This window comes from Arthrobacter sp. AOP36-A1-22 (assembly GCF_052377615.1).
Taxonomy (GTDB): Bacteria; Actinomycetota; Actinomycetes; order Actinomycetales; family Micrococcaceae; genus Arthrobacter_H.
On record NZ_JBQSWX010000021.1, the window covers coordinates 25,488 to 44,828 of the forward strand.

General features: G+C 67.9%; 16 protein-coding genes and 1 tRNA gene. 13 read left to right on the plus strand and 4 right to left on the minus strand.

Translation table 11 applies throughout. From position 1 onward, the window contains the following. Window positions 1–21 precede the first annotated feature (21 nt). The 9 genes from ACT3S2_RS12240 (at window position 22) to ACT3S2_RS12280 (ending at window position 7,433) form a co-directional block, all read left to right on the plus strand. A complete protein-coding gene (locus ACT3S2_RS12240; protein WP_444561756.1) occupies window positions 22–1,047 on the plus strand; it encodes a pseudouridine synthase in 1,026 nt (341 codons plus the stop codon). Window positions 1,048–1,050: 3 nt separating this feature from the next. Beyond that, a complete protein-coding gene (locus ACT3S2_RS12245; RefSeq protein WP_444555124.1) occupies window positions 1,051–2,154 on the plus strand; it encodes a prephenate dehydrogenase in 1,104 nt (367 codons plus the stop codon). Then, entirely contained in the window at window positions 2,155–2,823 is a 669-nt protein-coding gene (cmk, locus tag ACT3S2_RS12250) for a (d)CMP kinase (protein ID WP_444555123.1), read from the plus strand. A gap of 81 nt (window positions 2,824–2,904) precedes the next feature. Further along, complete coding sequence (gene der / locus ACT3S2_RS12255) at window positions 2,905–4,443, plus strand: ribosome biogenesis GTPase Der (RefSeq protein ID WP_444555122.1); 1,539 nt, start codon at window positions 2,905–2,907, stop codon at window positions 4,441–4,443. 84 nt (window positions 4,444–4,527) lie between these two features. Continuing rightward, window positions 4,528–4,601, plus strand: a tRNA-Pro gene (locus tag ACT3S2_RS12260). Between the two features lie 307 nt (window positions 4,602–4,908). Beyond that, complete coding sequence (locus ACT3S2_RS12265; protein ID WP_444555121.1) at window positions 4,909–5,385, plus strand: FHA domain-containing protein; 477 nt, start codon at window positions 4,909–4,911, stop codon at window positions 5,383–5,385. Between the two features lie 11 nt (window positions 5,386–5,396). Further along, complete coding sequence (gene ftsR, locus ACT3S2_RS12270; protein WP_444561757.1) at window positions 5,397–6,146, plus strand: transcriptional regulator FtsR; 750 nt, start codon at window positions 5,397–5,399, stop codon at window positions 6,144–6,146. An 18-nt stretch (window positions 6,147–6,164) separates the two neighbouring features. After that, entirely contained in the window at window positions 6,165–6,647 is a 483-nt protein-coding gene (locus tag ACT3S2_RS12275) for a bifunctional nuclease family protein (protein WP_444561758.1), read from the plus strand. Between the two features lie 198 nt (window positions 6,648–6,845). Beyond that, on the plus strand, window positions 6,846–7,433 hold the full coding sequence (locus ACT3S2_RS12280) for a MerR family transcriptional regulator (RefSeq protein WP_444555151.1): 588 nt from the start codon (window positions 6,846–6,848) through the stop codon (window positions 7,431–7,433). Between the two features lie 100 nt (window positions 7,434–7,533). Here the strand turns inward: ACT3S2_RS12280 and ACT3S2_RS12285 are convergent, their stop codons facing one another. Next, window positions 7,534–8,355: a ParA family protein gene (locus ACT3S2_RS12285; RefSeq protein ID WP_444555150.1), complete on the minus strand. Its 822-nt coding sequence runs from the start codon at window positions 8,353–8,355 to the stop codon at window positions 7,534–7,536. Between the two features lie 262 nt (window positions 8,356–8,617). On the opposite strand from ACT3S2_RS12285, the gene ACT3S2_RS12290 reads away from it, so the two are divergent. The 3 genes from ACT3S2_RS12290 to ACT3S2_RS12300 all read left to right on the plus strand — a co-directional run bounded on the left by ACT3S2_RS12290 (window position 8,618) and on the right by ACT3S2_RS12300 (window position 14,946). Next, on the plus strand, window positions 8,618–12,064 hold the full coding sequence (locus ACT3S2_RS12290) for a pyruvate carboxylase (RefSeq protein WP_444555118.1): 3,447 nt from the start codon (window positions 8,618–8,620) through the stop codon (window positions 12,062–12,064). A gap of 114 nt (window positions 12,065–12,178) precedes the next feature. Further along, a complete protein-coding gene (locus ACT3S2_RS12295; protein WP_444561759.1) occupies window positions 12,179–13,519 on the plus strand; it encodes a MinD/ParA family ATP-binding protein in 1,341 nt (446 codons plus the stop codon). Window positions 13,520–13,524: 5 nt separating this feature from the next. Continuing rightward, complete coding sequence (locus ACT3S2_RS12300) at window positions 13,525–14,946, plus strand: mycothione reductase (protein ID WP_444555116.1); 1,422 nt, start codon at window positions 13,525–13,527, stop codon at window positions 14,944–14,946. Between the two features lie 73 nt (window positions 14,947–15,019). Here ACT3S2_RS12300 and ACT3S2_RS12305 read toward each other — a convergent pair whose 3' ends face one another. Then, window positions 15,020–16,831 carry an AMP-dependent synthetase/ligase gene (locus ACT3S2_RS12305; RefSeq protein WP_444555115.1) on the minus strand — a complete coding sequence of 604 codons (1,812 nt, stop codon included), beginning with the start codon at window positions 16,829–16,831 and terminating at the stop codon, window positions 15,020–15,022. Between the two features lie 140 nt (window positions 16,832–16,971). Here ACT3S2_RS12305 and ACT3S2_RS12310 point away from each other — a divergent pair, with 140 nt between their 5' ends. Then, window positions 16,972–17,952 (plus strand): ROK family protein, encoded by a 981-nt coding sequence (locus tag ACT3S2_RS12310; protein ID WP_444555114.1) that lies wholly within the window; start codon window positions 16,972–16,974, stop codon window positions 17,950–17,952. A gap of 33 nt (window positions 17,953–17,985) precedes the next feature. Here ACT3S2_RS12310 and ACT3S2_RS12315 read toward each other — a convergent pair whose 3' ends face one another. Continuing rightward, entirely contained in the window at window positions 17,986–18,441 is a 456-nt protein-coding gene (locus ACT3S2_RS12315) for a hypothetical protein (RefSeq protein WP_444555113.1), read from the minus strand. Then, on the minus strand, window positions 18,434–19,222 hold the full coding sequence (locus ACT3S2_RS12320) for an alpha/beta hydrolase (protein WP_444555112.1): 789 nt from the start codon (window positions 19,220–19,222) through the stop codon (window positions 18,434–18,436). The genes ACT3S2_RS12315 and ACT3S2_RS12320 overlap by 8 nt, the downstream gene beginning before the upstream one ends. Between the last annotated feature and the right edge of the window lie 119 nt (window positions 19,223–19,341).

The following is a 19,341-nucleotide window of genomic DNA, read 5'->3' on the forward strand; positions in this document are numbered from 1 at the left end:
GTAAGCAACGAAGGAATCGACATGACCCAGGGATCCAATTCAGGCGCAGGCCGCGGCAATCAACGCCGGTCGACGCCCGGCCAGGGTGCCGGGCGCGGCGCTTCCGGACGACGACAGGACGGACCCAAGCAGGGCCCGAAATCAGGGGGCAGCTACGGCGCCAAGAAGCAGGGCGCAGCCAAGAAGGACCAGTCATCCTCGGCCCCGCGGGGGCCCCAGGCCTTCGGTGGCGAACGCTTCGGCCGGAACCTGGGACCGGTGAAGAAGAACCGCCCGGCTCCCCAGCGACGGACGACTCCGCGCACCGAACCGACGCAGGACCAGGACGGCGTGCGTCTGCAGAAGGTCATGGCCAACGCCGGGGTGGCGTCACGCCGGGTCAGCGAGGAGATGATCACCGCCGGACGGGTGGAGGTCAACGGTGAGATCGTCACCGAGCTCGGCATCCGGGTGGACCCGGGCTCCGAGACCATCCATGTGGACGGCATGCGGATCCAACTCAACGAGACGATGAAATACCTCGTCTTCAACAAGCCGCGCGGCGTCGTTTCCACCATGGAGGACCCCGAGGGACGGCCCTGCGTCTCGGATTTCCTGCGCAAGAAGGGCGAACGCCTCTTCCACGTCGGCCGTCTGGACGTGAACACCGAGGGACTGCTGTTGCTGACCAACGACGGGGAACTGGCCAACCGGCTGACCCATCCCTCCTACGAGATCCCCAAGACCTACCTGGTCCAGGTGCCCGGACCGATGGCCCACGGGGTGGGTGCCGAGATGAAGAGCGGCATCAAGCTCGAGGACGGCATCGCCAGCGTGGACTCCTTCAAGCTCGTCGATTCCACCCCGGGCAAGGTCCTGGTGGAGGTCGTCCTGCACTCGGGCCGCAACCGGATCGTCCGCCGGCTCTTCGACGCCGTCGGCCACCCCGTCAAGCGCCTGGTGCGCGTGCAGATGGGCCCGATCCGTCTGGGTGACCAGAAGCAGGGCACCATCCGCCAGCTGGGCAACCACGAGGTCGGCCACCTGCTTTCCGAAGTAGGTATGTAGCAGGTGGTTGCCGCACATCTTCCAGGTCCGGTACTGGTGATCGGTACCGGACTGCTCGGCGCCAGCGTCGGTCTCGGCCTGAGCCGGCTCGGCGTCCAGGTCTCGTTGGCCGACACCTCCCCGACCGCCGCACGGGTCGCGCAGGACATCGGTGCGGGCACCCTGTACGAACCCGGTGTCTCACCCGAGCCGCTGCTGGTCGTCGTCGGCGCGCCGCCGGACGTGAGTGCTGCGGTGGTCTCCGATGCCCTGCGGGCCCATCCGGGGGCCACGGTGGTGGACATCGCCAGCGTGAAGACCTCCATCCTGCGGGCCTTGAGGGCCGATGACCGGCTGACCGAGGCCGACCTGTCCCGCTACGTGGGGACCCACCCCATGGCCGGGCGGGAGAAATCCGGTCCCGCGGCCGCCCGCGGTGAATTGTTCACCGCCATGCCCTGGGTCGTCTGTGCCCACCCCGGGTCCCGGGAGGCCAGCGCCGTCATCGCGGCGGACCTGGCCATAGACCTCGGCGCCACCGTGCACCGGATGGAAGCCGCCGAACACGATGCCGCCGTCGCACTGATCTCGCATTTCCCGCAGATCGCCTCCTCGCTGTTGGCATCGCGCCTGCTCAACGCCCCGGCCCATACATTGGCCCTGGCAGGCAACGGGCTGCGCGACACCACGCGCATCGCGGCCTCGGATCCCCGGCTGTGGATCCAGATCCTGAGCAACAACGCCCCCGAGCTGGTGGGCATCCTGCACGGGTTGCGGGAGGACCTGAACCGGCTGATCTCCACGCTGGAGGACCCCGAGGGCCCCGGAGCCCTGTTGGACCTGGCGGAACTCATGGGGGAGGGCAACGCCGGTCAGGCACGCATCCCCGGCAAGCACGGGTCCCCGCCGCAGGCCTTCGCCGTGGTCACCGTCATCGTGGACGACCGCCCCGGGCAGATCGCCCAGCTGTTGGCCGACGTCGGCGACGCGGGAATCAACCTGGAGGACCTGAGGATGGAACACTCCTCGGGCCATCAGGTCGGCATGGTTGAAATCTCCGTTTTACCCGGGCGCAGCCAGGAACTCATGGAAGCCCTCACCGAACGCTCATGGAAGGTAGTGCAGTAAGTGCAGAATCTAGTGGTGGCCATCGACGGCCCGTCAGGCAGCGGAAAATCATCGGTCTCCAAGGAGGTGGCCCGCCGGCTCGGCGCCGCCTACCTGGACACCGGGGCGATGTACCGGGCGCTGACCTATGCCTGCCTGGAGGCCGGGACCGATCTGCAGGATGCCGAAGCAGTCACCGCAGCGGTGAAGGCGGCCTCCGTGCAGATCGGCACCGAGACCGATACCGAACAGGTGATGGTCAACGGGGCCGACGTCAGTGAGGCAATCCGTGCACCGCACGTGTCGGAGGCCGTTTCCTCCGTCGCCGTGATCCTGGAGGTCCGGGCCGAACTGGTGCGTCGTCAGCAGGAGATCATTGCCGCCCACGAGCGCATCGTCGCCGAAGGCCGGGACATCACCACCGTGGTGGCCCCCGAAGCGCCGGCCCGGATCCTGCTCACCGCGCGTGAGGAAGTGCGCATGGCCCGCCGCGGCCTGCAGCTCGGCGGCACCCAGAGCGGGGAGGACCTGCAACGCCAGGTCGTCGCCCGGGACGCCAAGGATTCCACGGTCACCAGTTTCACCACTGCGGCCGACGGCGTGGTCACGGTCGATTCCTCCGACCTGGACTTCGAGCAGACGGTCCAGGCCGTGCTGGGCGTCGTGGAAGCCGTCGACGCCCCGGCCTGAGGACCCACGGGCCCCAAGCGTGCAAAAATAGTAAGTGCTTCCGCGTACGGCGGAAGCGGCGAACAAAGGAAACCCCTGAACATGACCGATCACGCCGCCGTTACCGGCGACGGAGACGAATACGTCCCCTCGGGAGAGGACCACGTCGCCGAAAAACTCGAACTGATCACCGATGAGGAAGCCGAGCAGCGCGCCGCTTCCCTGCGGGAAGGCCTGTCCGACTACGAACTCGACGACGAGGACACCCGGCTGCTGTCCCACCTCGACGACGATGATTTCGAAGAGGTCGAGGAGAAGGCGCCCCCGGTGGTGGCCATCATCGGCCGCCCCAACGTCGGCAAATCGACCCTGGTCAACCGGATCATCGGCCGCCGCGAAGCAGTGGTCGAAGACGTTCCGGGAGTCACCCGCGACCGGGTGTCCTACAACGCCGAGTGGAGCGGACGCGATTTCACCCTCGTGGACACCGGCGGCTGGGAACACGATGCAAAAGGCATCCACGCCCGGGTCGCCGACCAGGCCGAAATCGCGGCCGAGCACTCCGACGCGATCATCTTCGTCGTCGACTCCGCCGTCGGGGCCACCGCCACCGATGAACTGGTCGTGAAGATGCTCCGCCGGCAGAAGAAGCCGGTGTTCCTCGTGGCGAACAAGGTCGACGGCGAAGCCCAGGAAGCCGACGCCGCCTCCTTGTGGAGCCTGGGATTCGGGCAGCCCTACCCCGTGTCCGCCCTGCATGGGCGCGGTACCGCCGATCTGCTCGATGACCTGTTGGATAAGCTGCCGGCCTATTCGGCGGTCAGCGCGCTGATCCCCACGGGAGGACCGCGCCGCGTGGCGCTCATCGGGCGACCGAACGTGGGCAAGTCCTCGCTGCTGAACAAATTGGCAGGAACCGACCGCGTCGTCGTCGACGACACCGCCGGAACCACCCGGGACCCGGTGGACGAACTGGTCGACATCGGTGGACGCACCTGGCGCTTCGTGGACACCGCGGGGATCCGACGCCGCCAGCATATGGCCGTCGGCTCCGACTACTATGCCTCCCTGCGCACCCAGTCGGCCCTCGAGAAGGCCGAAGTCGCCGTGGTCCTGTTGGCCGTGGACGAGGTCCTCAGTGAACAGGATGTGCGGATCCTGCAGACCAGCATCGACTCGGGACGTGCCCTGGTCCTGGCCTTCAATAAATGGGACCTGCTCGACGACGAACGCCGGCACTACCTGGAGCGGGAAGTTGAACACGACCTGGCCCATGTCGATTGGGCCCCGCGCGTGAACATCTCGGCGGCCACCGGCTGGCATAAGGACCGGCTCGTCCCGGCCCTGGACCTGGCCCTGGAGTCCTGGGACCGCCGCATTCCCACCGGCAAGCTCAACGCCTTCCTCGGCGAGCTCGTGGCGGCGCACCCGCACCCGGTCCGCGGGGGCAAGCAGCCACGGATCCTCTTCGCCACCCAGGCCTCGTCACGGCCGCCGCGCTTCGTGCTGTTCACCACCGGATTCCTGGACCCCGGGTACCGCCGGTTCATCACCCGGCGGCTGCGGGAGACCTTCAGTTTCGAAGGCACACCCATCGAGGTCAGCATGCGCGTGCGTGAGAAGCGTGGGCGGTCAAAGTAGAACGGAAAATAGGGTAGAGTAGCCGAGGAGCTTTTCGCAGACGGCACCCGCCCCTCGAGGACGGGAGAACGGCTGCGGAACCGCCGGGCTATGGCGCAGCTTGGTAGCGCGCCTGACTGGGGGTCAGGAGGCCGTGGGTTCGAATCCCGCTAGCCCGACCGGCTAAGAAGGACCTTGTCAGAACGAACTATCGTTCAGGCAAGGTCCTTCTTGCCGTGCTCTGCTCCACGGGGCCGGAACCTCTTCCGCCCCCGGTTCCGCGTCCGGGGAGGCCGCGGCCGGCCATGGGCCCCGAAGTGCCCCGAAGCGTCAGCGTGAACCGTCCGCACCCGGATCGTGACCACCGGCTTGCGTCGAGGGATAACCGGTAGGCTAGGCTGGATAAAACACAAAGTGGGCGCGCCATTTGGGCGTTATGGCCCCCGGTGGCCGAAGTAGGGACATGGCATTTCAGGGAGGAAACACATGAGTGGCGAAAACCGTTGGGAGGACACCGCTGCGGACCGCAAGGAATCTGCTGCGGAAACCACCAGCATCGGCCTGCCTCCGACCACTGACGAGGTCTCTCCCGAGACCTCGCTGTCGACGGAGGAGCGCTCCTCCGTCAACGCCTTGCCCGAAGGTTCCGCCCTGCTGATCGCCCATTCCGGACCGAATCGCGGTGCCCGGTTCCTGCTTGACGGGGAACTGTCCACCGTGGGCCGGCACCCCGAAGCCGATATCTTCCTCGACGACGTCACCGTCTCGCGGAAGCACGCCCAGTTCCGCCGGGACGGCGAGGGGTTCCAGGTCGTCGACTCCGGCAGCCTCAACGGCACCTATGTCAACGGCGACCGGGTGGACGCGGTCCGCCTGCGCACCGGCTCCGAGGTCCGCATCGGCAAGTTCCGCCTGACCTTCTACTCGGGGACCGTCCCCACGACCGCCGCACGGCAGGACTGACGGTCATCCCTGTGGTTTCATCCGCGCACTCCCGCCGGGGTGTCGGCGTAGGCGCCGACACCTCCCGGCCCAGTGTGCTCAACATCGGCGAGGTCCTCACCGAACTCTCGGCGGACTTCCCGCAGACCACGGCCTCGAAGATCCGCTTCCTCGAGGAAAAGGGGTTGATCACCCCGCAGCGCACCGCCGCCGGATACCGCAAGTACACGGCCACGGACATCGACCGGCTGCGCTTCATCCTGTCCCTGCAGCGGGACCAGTACCTTCCGTTGAAGGTCATCAAGGATTATCTGGACGCCGTCGACCGGGGTGAACGCCCCGACCAGTTGGCCAGCGGGCTGACCTTGACCCCGCGCAGCGTGACCGACCAGTTGGCCCAGGAGATCGCCGGGCACACCCGGCCGCTGACCCGGGCCGAACTCCAAGGGGCCACCGGGGCCTCGGACGACCTGGTCTCCGAGCTGCTGGCCTACGGCATCATCTCCGAGGACGACCAGCGCTTCGACGAACATGCCGTGCGCATAGCCACCGCCAGCGCCAAGCTGGCTGGACACGGGATCGAACCACGGCACCTGCGTGGCTTCCGCGCCGCCGCGGACCGTGAAATCGGATTGGTCGAACGGGCCGTCGCCCCGCTGGCCAGTCGTCGTGACGTCTCCTCGCGCGCCAGCGCGGCGGAGACCGCGCGCGAAATCAGCGACGCCTGCCTGGCCCTGCATAGCGCCCTGGTCAACGGCTCGATCGCAAAGATGGACCACTAGGCGCTGCAGGAGGAACCCATGCGAGAACTGATGCTCGTCGGAGTCCGGATCGAACTACCCTCCAACCAGCCGTTGGTACTGCTCAAGGAAATCGACGGCCCCCGCCACTTGCCGATCTGGATCGGCACCCCCGAAGCCTCGGCCATCGCCATGACCCAGCAGGGGATGGGCACCCCCCGGCCGATGACCCACGACCTGCTGGAGACCATCACCTCGGCACTGGGCCACCCCCTGGTGGAGGCCCGGCTGGTGTCGGTGAAGGAAACGGTCTTCTACGCCGAACTGGAGTTCGACGGCGGGGCCACCGTGGACTCGCGGGCCTCGGATGCGATCGCCTTCGCCCTGCGGGCCGGATGCCCCATCACCTGCGCCGAGGAAGTACTGGAGGAGGCGGGGGTCCTGGTCAACGACGAGGGCTCCACCGAAGAGGCCGCAGAGGACCAGGTGCGCGAATTCCGCGAGTTCCTCGCCGACGTCGAACCCGAGGATTTCGACAAGTAGCGACACGCCCTCAAGTTAAACTTGAAGGTCTTTGACGTGGGACTGGTTCAGCCGTACCGTCAAAGCATAAGAATCCCATTGCTTCGCTGTCCCATCACTCGGCACAGTGGACGGCATCCGATGCCGCCACGGTTCCCCGACAGCTGGCAAACTCCCTATTGGGGGGAGTTTTCAACTAGGAGGGTCCACGTGAGTCCGATAGGTGAGCATAGCGGGGCGTCAGGCCCCGGCCAGACGGGCGCCGGAGACAATTCCCAGGGCCTGCTGTTCACCGAGGACCTGCCCGTCCTGGACGAAGGGGCGGGATACCGGGGCACCGTGGTCTGCAAGGCGGCCGGGATCACCTACCGCCAACTCGACTATTGGGCCCGGACCGGGCTGGTCGAACCAGCCGTACGCGGGGCTGCAGGCTCCGGCAGCCAGCGCCTCTACAGCTTCCGGGACATCCTGGTCCTCAAGGTCGTCAAGCGGCTGCTGGACACCGGGGTCTCCCTGCAGCAGATTCGTTCCGCCGTCGTGCACCTGCGCGAACGAGGTGTGGAGGATCTGGCCCAGATCACCTTGATGAGCGACGGGGCCTCCGTCTACGAATGCACCTCCGCCGACGAGGTCATCGACCTGGTCCAGGGCGGACAGGGCGTCTTCGGCATTGCCGTGGGCCGTGTCTGGCGCGAGGTCGAAGGCAGTCTGGCCGAACTACCCAGCGAGCATGCCGTCGTCGAGGAAGAGGTCTTCCCGGGCGACGAATTGGCCCGCCGTCGTGCGGCGAAGAAGTCCGCCAGCTAGAGACGTCATCGGTTCCGGTCCGTGGAACCGGTCAACGAGGAACGGCGCGCATCCCCGGGAAGGGGGTGCGCGCCGTTCCTCGTCCGGGGCCGGGAAGCCCCTAGCGCGACGTGGTGGTGCTGTCCGGTCCGGTGCGCAGCCCGGCCAGGAGTTCATCGAAGCGTTCCGCCGACTGGCGGGCGGCGTCGCCGGGCCATTGGTGGACGGGGTAGGCGGCACCCTGGATCTGCTGCCAGTTCGCCTGGTCGGGCAACACGGGGGAGAGCAGTGCATCACCGAACATGGTGCGCATCTCCTCGAGCCGGAAACGCTGCTCGGCCGAGGACTGGCGGACCCGGTTGGCCACCACCCCGGCGGTCTGCAGTCCCGGGACGAACTCGCTGCGGAAGAGTTCCAGGGCCCGCAGGGTGCGTTCGGTGCCGGCGACGGAGAACAGGCTCGGTTCGGCGACGAGGAGCACGTCGTTGCTGGCGGTCCAGGCCATGCGGGTCAGCCCGTTCAACGAGGGCGGGCAGTCGATGAGCACCAGTTCGTACCGTGTCTGGCGCGCGAGCAGCTGTTTCAAGCGGCGCAGATGGCGCAACCGCAGGTCGGGACGGTCGTAGATGCCGCTGAAGGCCCCGCCGACGGCCACGTCGAGCACGGCCGGCCCGGTCTTGCCGGAGGACGCCGGGGCCCTGCCGGTCCACGGGCTGGGGACCGCTGCGGCGGTGATGTCGCCACGACGGGCGTTCTTCAGCAGGTGTCCGATGTCGTTGTCACCGTTGGGTTCCACGCCCAGGCCGGTACTGGCATCGGCATGTGGGTCGAGGTCCACCACCAGGGTCGGGATACCGGCGGCCAGCGCCGCCGACGCCAAACCGAGGGTGACCGACGTCTTGCCAACGCCACCCTTGAGACTGCTGATGCTCACGACCTGCACGGAACGGACCACGACCTTACTGTTTTTTTACGCTGATTCGGCTCCCAACCATCATAGGGTGGCCCCGCCGTTCGGCGCCTCCCCCTGCCACGGTGTGGCTCAGGTCATGAAGAAATAGAGTTTTAGCTGTGTGATGGCCCACTGTAAGGTGAGCGCAGGCTTGAATCTACGCTTCGCGCCTGACGCACGGAGGCAAAACCCCCCGAGACCCGGGGAGACCGTTGCGTTCGTCCTGTCCGAACAGACACCATGCAGGAGAACCATGTTTTCAAAGGTTTTGGTAGCCAACCGCGGCGAAATCGCGATTCGCGCATTCCGTGCCGGCTACGAATTGGGAGCCAAGACGGTTGCCGTCTTCCCCTACGAGGACCGCGGATCCATCCACCGCCAGAAGGCCGACGAGGCCTACCAGATCGGCGAGGAGGGCCACCCGGTCCGCGCCTACCTGGACGTGGAGGAAGTCATCCGCGTCGCCAAGGACTCCGGGGCGGACGCGATCTACCCGGGCTACGGGTTCCTCTCGGAGAACCCCGATCTCGCCCGTGCCGCCGAGGAAGCCGGCATCACCTTCGTGGGGCCCCCGGCCGATGTCCTGGAACTGGCAGGAAACAAGGTCCAGGCGCTGAAGGCCGCCAAGGCGGCAGGAATTCCGACGCTGGCCTCCTCCGAGCCCAGCGACGACGCCGAATGGCTGATCGGCGAGGCCGATAAGATCGGCTTCCCCATCTTCGTCAAGGCGGTGGCCGGCGGTGGCGGTCGCGGCATGCGCCGTGTGGATACCCGGGAGGATCTTCCCGAGGCCCTGGACGCCGCCATGCGCGAAGCGGCCACCGCCTTCGGGGATCCGACCATGTTCCTGGAGATGGCCGTGCTGCGCCCGCGTCATATCGAGGTCCAGGTCCTCGCCGATGCCCACGGGGACGTGGTGCACCTCTTCGAACGGGATTGCTCGCTGCAGCGCCGCCACCAGAAGGTCGTGGAGATCGCCCCGGCGCCGAACCTGGACGAGGGCATCCGCCAGGCCCTCTACGCCGATGCCGTGAAGTTCGCCAAGGCCCTGAACTACCAGAACGCCGGAACCGTCGAGTTCCTGGTGGACACGGTGGGGGAGCGGGCCGGCGAGCACGTGTTCATCGAGATGAACCCGCGGATCCAGGTCGAGCACACGGTCACCGAGGAGATCACCGATATCGACCTGGTCTCCGCCCAGATGCGCATCGCGGCCGGGGCCTCGCTGACGGATCTGGACATCCGCCAGGACCAGCTGCATATCCGTGGTGCCGCCCTGCAATGCCGCATCACCACCGAGGACCCCGCCAACGGGTTCCGCCCGGATGTGGGCACCATCACCGTCTACCGGTCCGCCGGCGGCTCGGGGGTCCGGCTGGACGGAGGCACCATCTACACCGGTGCCGTGGTCTCACCGCACTTCGACTCCATGCTGGTCAAGCTGACCTGTCGCGGCCGGGACTACGAGGCCGCCGTACGCCGGGCCCGCCGCGCGCTGGCCGAATTCCGGATCCGTGGGGTGGCCACGAACATCCCGTTCCTGATGAACGTGCTCGATGACCCGCAGTTCATCGCCGGGGACGTCGCCACCGACTTCATCGATTCGCGCCCCGATCTGCTCGAGGGCAACCGCAGCCAGGACCGTGGCACCAAGGCATTGTCCTTCCTGGCCGATGTGACCGTGAACCAGCCCAACGGCCCGCGCCGTGAGGGCCTGGACCCGCGGCAGAAGCTGCCGTACTACCCGGGGGACAAATCCGACCAGCCGATGCGCAGCCCCTTCGACGGCCCCTCGGAGCACGAGCCCGCCGCCGGCTGGCGCCAGGTCCTTCTCGAACGCGGGCCCGAGGGCTTCGCCGCCGAACTGCGCTCGCGCACCGAACTGGCGGTCACCGACACCACCTTCCGGGACGCCCACCAGTCGTTGCTGGCCACCCGGGTCCGCACCCGTGACCTGATTGCCGCGGCCCCGGCCTACGCCCATACGCTGCCGCAGCTGTTCTCCATGGAGGTCTGGGGCGGGGCCACCTACGATGTCTCGCTGCGCTTCCTGGGCGAGGACCCGTGGAAGCGGCTCGAACTGCTGCGCGCCGAGCTGCCGAACATCCCGTTGCAGATGCTCCTGCGCGGTCGCAACACCGTGGGATACACCCCGTACCCCACCGAGGTGACCGATGTCTTCGTCCAGGAGGCCGCCGCAGCCGGGATCGACATCTTCCGGATCTTCGACGCCCTCAACGACGTCTCGCAGATGGCCCCGGCCATCAAGGCGGTCCGCGAGACCGGGACCGCGGTCGCCGAGGTGGCGCTGTGCTACACCGGGAACCTGCTCGATCCCGAGGAGAAGCTCTACACGCTGGACTACTACCTGGATCTGGCCCAGCAGATCGTCGACGCCGGCGCCCACATCCTGGCGATCAAGGACATGGCCGGGTTGCTGCGACCGGCGGCCGCCGCACAGCTGGTCACGGCGTTGCGCGAACGCTTCGACCTGCCGGTGCACCTGCACACCCACGACACCGCAGGTGGCCAGCTGGCCACGCTCATGGCGGCCTCCAACGCCGGGGTCGACGCGGTCGACGTCGCGGTGGCCTCCATGGCCGGGACCACGTCCCAGCCCTCGGAATCGGCGTTGGTCGCCGCCCTGGCCAACACCGACCGCGATACCGGGATCCCGCTCGAGGCGGCGGCCTCGCTGGAACCCTACTGGGAAGCCGTGCGCTCGATGTACGGGCCGTTCGAATCGGGGCTGCCCGGTCCGACGGGCCGGGTCTACCGCCACGAGATCCCCGGCGGCCAGCTCTCGAACCTGCGCCAGCAGGCCAAGGCGCTGGGGCTGGCCGAGCGTTTCGAGGACATCGAGGAGATGTACACCGCGGCCAATGCGATCCTGGGCCGGTTGGTGAAGGTCACCCCGTCCTCGAAGGTCGTCGGCGACCTGGCCCTGCATCTGGTGGGCATGAACGTGGACCCGAAGGAATTCGAGGCCAACCCGCAGGAATTCGACATCCCCGATTCGGTGATCCAGTTCCTCTCCGGCGAACTCGGGGATCCGCCCGGTGGATGGCCCGAGCCCTTCAGGACCAAGGCCCTGCAGGGACGCAACGTCAAGGTCCGGGTCGAGGAGCTCGAGCCCGAGGACCAGGAGGGCCTGGCCGGGGATTCGTCGACCCGCCGCCAGACGCTGAACCGGCTCTTGTTCGCCGGGCCGACCCGTGACTTCGAGAAGCTGCGGGCCGAATACGGCGACGTGTCGCTGCTGCACACCCGGGACTACCTCTACGGGCTGGTCCAGCACGCCGAACACGTGATCTCCCTGGGCAAGGGGGTGCGCCTGCTGGTGACCCTGCAGGCGATCTCCGAACCCGACGAGAAGGGCATGCGCACCCTGATGTGCACCCTGAACGGGCAGATGCGCCAGATCACGGTTCGCGACGACAACGTCGAATCCACGGTCAAGGCCGCGGAGAAGGCGGATCAGTCGAATCCGGGCCACGTGGCAGCACCCTTCGCCGGTGCGGTCACCGCAGCCGTCGAGGTCGGCGACACCGTCCCCGCCGGCGGCACCATCGCCACGATCGAGGCCATGAAGATGGAAGCAGCGATCACCTCGCCCGCCGGTGGCCGGGTGAGCCGTATCGCCATCGAAGGCACGGCCCAGGTCCAGGGCGGGGACCTCCTGGTGGTTCTGGAGGCCTAGGGCCGCCGTACCACCGCAGGACGGGACGTCCACCGACGACACGGTGGGCGTCCCGTCGGTGCGTTAGGGTGATGGCTGACGTTCCTACAGCCAGTACTTTCCGCAGAGGATGCCATGACCCAGCCGCACCAGAACCACGACGACGACGAAGCCCCGGAGACCCCGGAACCGGCTCCGCACGACGAAGTGGACCCGTCGGAGCCCAGAACCGACACCCCGGAGGAGGACCTCGGCGAGGACCTCAAATCCGCGGGGGCCGGCCATGGGGCCGCCGACCTGCCGGACCTCTCCGATTGGCAGCCGGTGGACCAGGACGAGGCAACGGCCGCGGATCCCTCCGATCCGCGCCCGCTGGCCCAGGGCATGGTCATCCCTGCAGCACCGACCGACCAGCAGGACCCCGGGGCCGGCACCGCCGGTCCGGTGGGGGGAACCCCGGGCCCCGGCCCGGCCACAGCCACCGCCACCGCCTCCGCCGGCGTCGGGGCGGGAACCACCGCCGGAGCCGGCGCGGCCCCGCAGCCCAAGGCCCCCGAAAGTGCTTCGCAGCTGACGCCCGACCGGCTGCTCGAACCCCGGGACCGCGAACCCGTGGGCGGATGGCGTCGCCTGTTGTTCCGGGCCTCCTTAGGCCGGGTCAACGTCGGGGATTCGGACGCCGTGCGGATCCGCCGGCAGATGCAACACCGGATTTCGGCCCCCTTGCCCGGAACTACCCGCTACGTCCCCGTCCTGTCCCGGAAGGGAGGAGTCGGCAAGACCACGGTGACCACCCTGCTGGGCATGGCCCTGGCGCAGATCCGGGAGGACCGGGTCATCGCCCTGGACGCCAACCCCGACCGCGGGACGCTCAGCGACCGCTCGCCGGGCAAATCGGAGTTCACCGCCCGGAACCTGGTCCAACACCGTTTCAGCGTCGACACCTTCGCCAAGCTCTCCTCCTATGCCGCACGGGAAGGATCACGTCTGCACGTGCTGGCCTCGGACACCGACCCGCGGGTGGCCGAGGCGTTCGACGACGCCGACTACCGTGCCGTCACCGAGCTGCTTTCGAAGTACTACTCCATCGTGCTCACCGATTCCGGGACCGGGATGGTCCATACGGTCATGAAGGGCACCCTGGAGAAGGCCGATGCCGTCGTCCTGGTCTCCGGGGCCAGTGTCGACGAAGCCCGGTTGGCCTCCGAGACACTGTCCTGGCTGGAGGCCCACGGGCGCACCGAGCTGGCGAAGAATGCGATCGTGGTCATCAACCAGTCCTCCGGAACCGGTCGCGGGGTGAACGTCGAGGAGATCGAATCGCATTTTCGCTCGCGCGTCGCCACGGTCGTTCGGCTGCCGCATGATCCGCATCTGGCCGAAGGGTCCCGGGTCTCCCTGGACCGGCTCAAACCGGGCACCCGCGACGCCGTGATGGAGCTCGCGGCGTTGGTCGTGGACGAACTGAAGGGCTGAATCACTTGACGCATTATGACCTGGCCATCGTCGGATCCGGATCCGGCAATTCACTGATCACCGGTTTCTGGGACGATAAGAAGGTCGCCATGATCGACGCCGGGACCTTCGGCGGGACCTGCCTGAACGTGGGGTGCATCCCCACGAAGATGTTCGTCTACCCGGCCACCCTGGCCGCCTCCCCCCGGGAAGCGGCCCGTCTCGGGGTCGACTTGGAACACCGTGGAACCGACTGGCCGGGGATCCGGGACAGGATCTTCGGGCGGATCGATGCGATTTCGGCCGACGGTCTGCGCTACCGGGACCAGGAGCTCGAGAACGTCGACGTCTACACCGAGAGCGTCCGGCTGCGTGACCCGCGGACGCTGGTCACCGAATCCGGGCAGGTCATCACCGCCGACCAGATTGTTTTGGCCTCCGGCTCCCGGGCCGTGCTGCCCGAGGTCCCCGGTGTGGAGCTGCCCCAGGTCCACACCTCGGATACCGTGATGCGCCTGGACGCGCTGCCGGAACGGGTGCTGATCGTCGGTGGCGGCTTCATCGCCGCCGAGTTCGCCCACGTCTTCCATGGCCTGGGCTCCCAGGTCATCCAAGCGAACCGTTCCGCGGCCCTGCTGCGCCATCACGACCAGGAGATCTCCCGCCGGTTCACGCAGTCCGCCGCCCGACGCTGGACCCTGAAGCTGGACCATGCCCTCAGTGCCGTCACCGAGAACGACGACGGAACCGTCACCGGGCACTTCGAGACCGCTGAAGGGCCCGTGGAAGTGGTCGCCGACGTCGTGCTGATGGCCACCGGCCGGGTGCCGAACTCGGACCGGATCGGGGCCGAAGCCGCCGGATTGGACCTGGAACATGACGGCCGGTTGGCGGTGGACGGGTTCCAGCGGGTGCTCTCCGGGGGTCAGGCGCTACCCGGGTGCTATGCCCTGGGCGATGCCTCCAACGAACAGCAGCTCAAACATGTCGCCAACCGCGAAGCCCGGGTGGTGGCGCATAACCTCGAACACCCCGGGCAGCTGCGCTCCACCGACCGGTCCTTCGTCCCGGCAGCGGTCTTCACCGATCCGCAGATCGCCTCGGTGGGACTGACCGGCGAACAGGCCACGGCCCGGGCGCAGGACCCCGAGGACGTCGTCACCGTCGTGCAGGATTATGGCTCCACGGCCTACGGATGGGCGATGGAGGACCAGGAAGGCATCCTCAAGCTGGTGGCCTCCCGGTCGACCGGCTTGTTGCTGGGGGCCCATGTGATGGGACACGAGGCCTCGATCCTCATCCAGCCGCTCATCCAGGCCATGGCCACCGGGCTCGGGGTCGTCGAGATGGCCCGGCGCCCCTACTGGATCCACCCGGCGTTGACCGAGGTCGTGGAGAATGCGTTGCTGGGCCTTGAGCTGCCCGCCGGGGAGGACGCACCGCTGTAGCGGAGCCGCACCGCAGCACACAAAAAGGCCGGGCCACGCACTGTGCGTGGCCCGGCCTGTTGTCTACCGGGGCTCAGGACGGCTTCTTGGCCGTGTAGATCTCCTCGACGACCGTTTCGAAGTCCTTGAGCACCTGGGCGCGCTTGACCTTCAACGACGGGGTCAGGTGGCCGGAGGCCTCGGAGAAGTCCGTGGGGACGATGCGGAAGGCCTTGATGGCCTCGGCGTGGGAAACCGTCTGGTTGGCCTTGTCGATGACGGCCTGGACGCTTTGACGGACCTTGGGGTGCTCGGCGGCCTGCTCCACGGTCAGCGATCCGAGCTGGTGACGGCCCAACCACCCGGGCAGGGCCTCCTCGTCGAGGGTGACCAGGGCGGAGATGAACGGGCGGTTGTCCCCGACCACCAGGGCCTGGGAGACGAGGGCATCGGCGCGGATCTGGTCCTCCAGCAAGCCGGGGATGACGTTCTTCCCGCTGGCGGTCACGAGGATTTCCTTCTTGCGCCCGGTGATCTTCAGGAACCCGTCTGAATCGAGCTCGCCGATGTCGCCGGTGCGGAACCAGTCGTCGTCGAACGCCTCCGTGCGCAGATCCGGTCGGTTGTGGTATCCGGCCATGAGGCAGACGCCCCGGGTGAGGATCTCGCCGTCGTCGGCGATCTTCACGGCGTTGCCCGGCAGCGGCCTGCCAACGGTGCCGATCTTCAGCTTGCTCGGGGTGTTCACGGTGATCGGGGCGGTGGTCTCGGTGAGGCCGTAGCCTTCGAGGATCATCAGCCCGGCACCGTTGAAGAAGTGCCCGAGGCGTTCGCCCAGCGGGCCACCGCCGGACACCGCATACTGGATGCGCCCGCCCATGGCCTCGCGGATCTTCGAGAAGACGAGCTTGTCGAACAGGCCGTGGCGCAGCTTCAAGGCCAGCGGCACCGAGCCCTCGCCCTGGGCGCGGGAGAACTGGACGGCGGTCTTCGCCGCTGCGTGGAAGATCCTGGCCTTGACGTTGCTGGCATCCTCGGCCTTGAGCATCGAGGAGTTGTAGACCTTCTCGAAGACCCGTGGAACGGCCAGGATGAACGTGGGCTTGAAGCCTTGCAGATCCGGGAGCAGGTTCTTGATGTCGGGGGTGTGGGCGACCTTGGCGCCGCCGGCGACGGCCAGGACCGAGATGAAGCGGGCGAACACATGGGCCAGGGGCAGGAACATGATGGTCGAGGACCCCTCATGAACACATTCGGGCAGGGCTTCCTGGGCGTTGCGGGACAGTTCCACGAAGTTCAGGTGGGTCAGCTCGCAGCCTTTGGGGCGTCCGGTGGTGCCCGAGGTGTAGATGATCGTTGCCACGGTCTCGAGTCCCATGGAGGAGCGACGTGCCTCCAGTTCCTCGTCGCTGACCCCGGTTCCGGCCGAGCGCAGGACGTCGAGTCCATCGCCGTCCATCTGCCAGATGTGTCCGATGTCCTCGAGCTGCTCCTGGATGGAGGCCTGGCGGATCACGTTCTCGTGGTTCGGTGATTCCACGATGGCCGCTGCGGCCCCGCAGTCACCCAGGATCCAGGCGACCTGGCTGGGGGAGGAGGTCTCGTAGACCGGCACGGAGATGCATCCGGCGAACCAGATCGCGAAGTCGACCAGGGTCCATTCGTAGCGGGTCCGGGACATGATGCCGATCCGGGAGCCCTTTTCGAGCCCCGCGGCGATCAGGCCCTTGGCCAAGGCGCTGGCATCGTCCCTGAACTCCCGGGCCGAGACATCGATCCATCCGCCGTGACCGTCGGGCCGCGAGAACAGCATCGGGTTGGTCCCATTCGCTTTTTCCAGCACGAAATCCGTGGTGTTGGACGTCGCGGGGCTGACCACGAGCGGGGGTACGCTGAACTCTCGCACGATGTGCTCCTCTACTTCAGTAGGCTATTCAGATTGGACATCTGACGATGGGGATCGTCATCCAAGCATAGTGTGTTGCATCACTAACCTACTCGCTAGTAACTTATGGTGCCAACATCGGGCCAGGGAAGGGCATCGCCATGGGTACGGCACCGGCAGCGGACCAGGCCATCGGGCTGGACATCGGCGGCACGAAGATCGCCGGTGGCGTGGTCGACGGGGCGGGGAACCTCCTGCACCGCGACCGGCGTTCGACCCCCGGATCGAGCCCCCAGGACGTCGAACTGGCAGTGCTGGACCTGGTGGCCGGCCTCCGCCGCTTCGCCCCCCGGGCCCCGATCGGCGTCGGGGCAGCCGGCTGGATGAATCCCGAGACGGGCACCGTGCTCTTCAGCCCGCATCTGGCCTGGCGCAACGAACCCCTGCGCGACCGGCTGGCCACCGTGCTCGGCGGGACGGTCTGCGTGGTCAACGACGCCGACGCGGCCGGCTGGGCGGAATATCGTTTCGGGGCCGGGCAGGGTGAACCGAACCTGGTGTGCCTGACCCTGGGCACCGGGATCGGCGGTGCGCTGGTCGCCGGGGGACGGCTGCGCCGGGGCCGGTTCGGGTTGGCCGGGGAATTCGGCCACCAGGTCATCCAACCCGGAGGCCACCGCTGCGAATGCGGGAACCGCGGTTGCTGGGAACAATATGCCTCCGGCAACGCCCTGGGGCGTGAAGGCCGTGAAATAGCCCGGGCCAACTCGCCGGTGGCCCACACGCTGCTGGACGCCGTGGAAGGGGACGTGGAGGCCATCAACGGGTCGTTGGTGACCGAGCTGGCAGCGGCCGGGGATCCTGCCTGCCAGGAGCTGATCATCGATGCCGGCCAGTGGCTGGGGCTGGGCCTGGCCAATCTGGCCGCCGCCTTGGATCCGGGGACCTTCGTCATCGGTGGGGGGCTGGGATCTGCCTCCACCCGGTTGCTCGAGGAAGCCGAGACATCGTACCGGAAGAACCTCACCGGACGGGGCTACCGGCCGTTCGCCGGCATCCGGCAGGCGGGGCTGGGGGCCGACGCCGGGCTGATCGGAGCCGCCGACCTCGCCCGGCAGGAAGCCGCCCCGAGCCGAGGGTGACGACCGCGGGGCCGTGCCGTCCCCGGGCAGGGGTCAGACCCTGGCGCCGTTATCGCCGTCCTGCCGGTGGCGCGGGAGCCTGAAGGCCAGATAACCGGCGGCGGCCACGAAAGCCACGCACAGGGTCAGCCAGACGCCCATCGGCGCCGAACGCCACAGGATGGCCAGAAGCAACAGGGCGATCGGTGCTCCGGCGGCACAGGTCCAGGCCAGCACGGTCAGCGGATTGCCCGAGCCCAGGGCCGGAGGATCTTCCGGGGTCCAATCCTCCTCGGGCTCCTCGAGCAGTTCGTAGTCCCGCGGCCCACCGGCCGGGCGGAGCAGGGGAACCGGCTCGTCGAGGGGATCCGGGGTCGGGCCCGGTGGATCGGCGGCCTCGGCTTCCGGATCGACATCCATCCCGACGTCGTCGAGCCGGCTGACCAGATCCTGCCAGGCGGCCTCGTCGGCGGCCCGGTCCCGGGGGGAGCGGGCGTTGTCATCAGCCATGGGCATGACCTCCCAACGCGTCGAAGAAGGCGAGCGAGCCCTCGAAGATCGCTGCGGCGTCGTAATCAAGGGTCGCCACGTGCAGGCTGCGTTCCAGATACCTCAATTGCAGCCGCGGCACCCCGGAAGGGTGCATGCCGACCAGCTCGCGCCGCAGCAGATCCAACCCCGGTTCGGAGACCACATGGTCCACCACCGAGCGGAAGACGAACACCGGGGCCTGGATCGCTTCCAGATTCTTCCGGGTGGTGCGGATGAGCCGACGCAGCTCGTGCACCGCGGCCACCGGGGTCCGTGGGTAGGCCCCCTCGTCCTGGCCGGGGCGGGCGATGTCGTTGGCGATGGCCGGCACCGAGGGGACGAACCGTTTCAGGATCCCGGCCAGGGCCGCGGTGCGGTCCACCATGCTCAGGGCGGGGTTGACCAGGGCGAGCCCCGCGGGTCGGCGTTCAATGCCCAGATGCAGGGCCAGCGTCCCGCCCATGGACAGTCCGACGACGAAGACCTTGCGGTGGGCGGCGGCCAGGAGATCGAATTCGGCCTCGACGGCCGCCGTCCACGCGGAACGGGGGGTCCGGGCCAGTTCCTGCCAGCTGGTCCCATGCCCGGGCAGCACCGGCAAGGAGACCGTGTAGCCGCCCGCCAGAAGGGCGTCGGCCCAGGGGCGCATGCTGCGCGGGGTGGAGGTGAAACCGTGGATGACCAGGACCGCATCACCGTTGCCGCCGCGGACCCGGAAGCCTTCAGCCGCGTCGGAGGGGGCCGTTGCCGAGAATTCCATAGCGCTCCCAAGCAGGCCGGGGATCGTGCCCCGGGGTGGATATGTGCCTAGAGTAGAGCGTAACCGACATGGGGTCCGTGCGAGGCGGGCGCCCGACGACCTGCCCGGCGGAAGGCTCC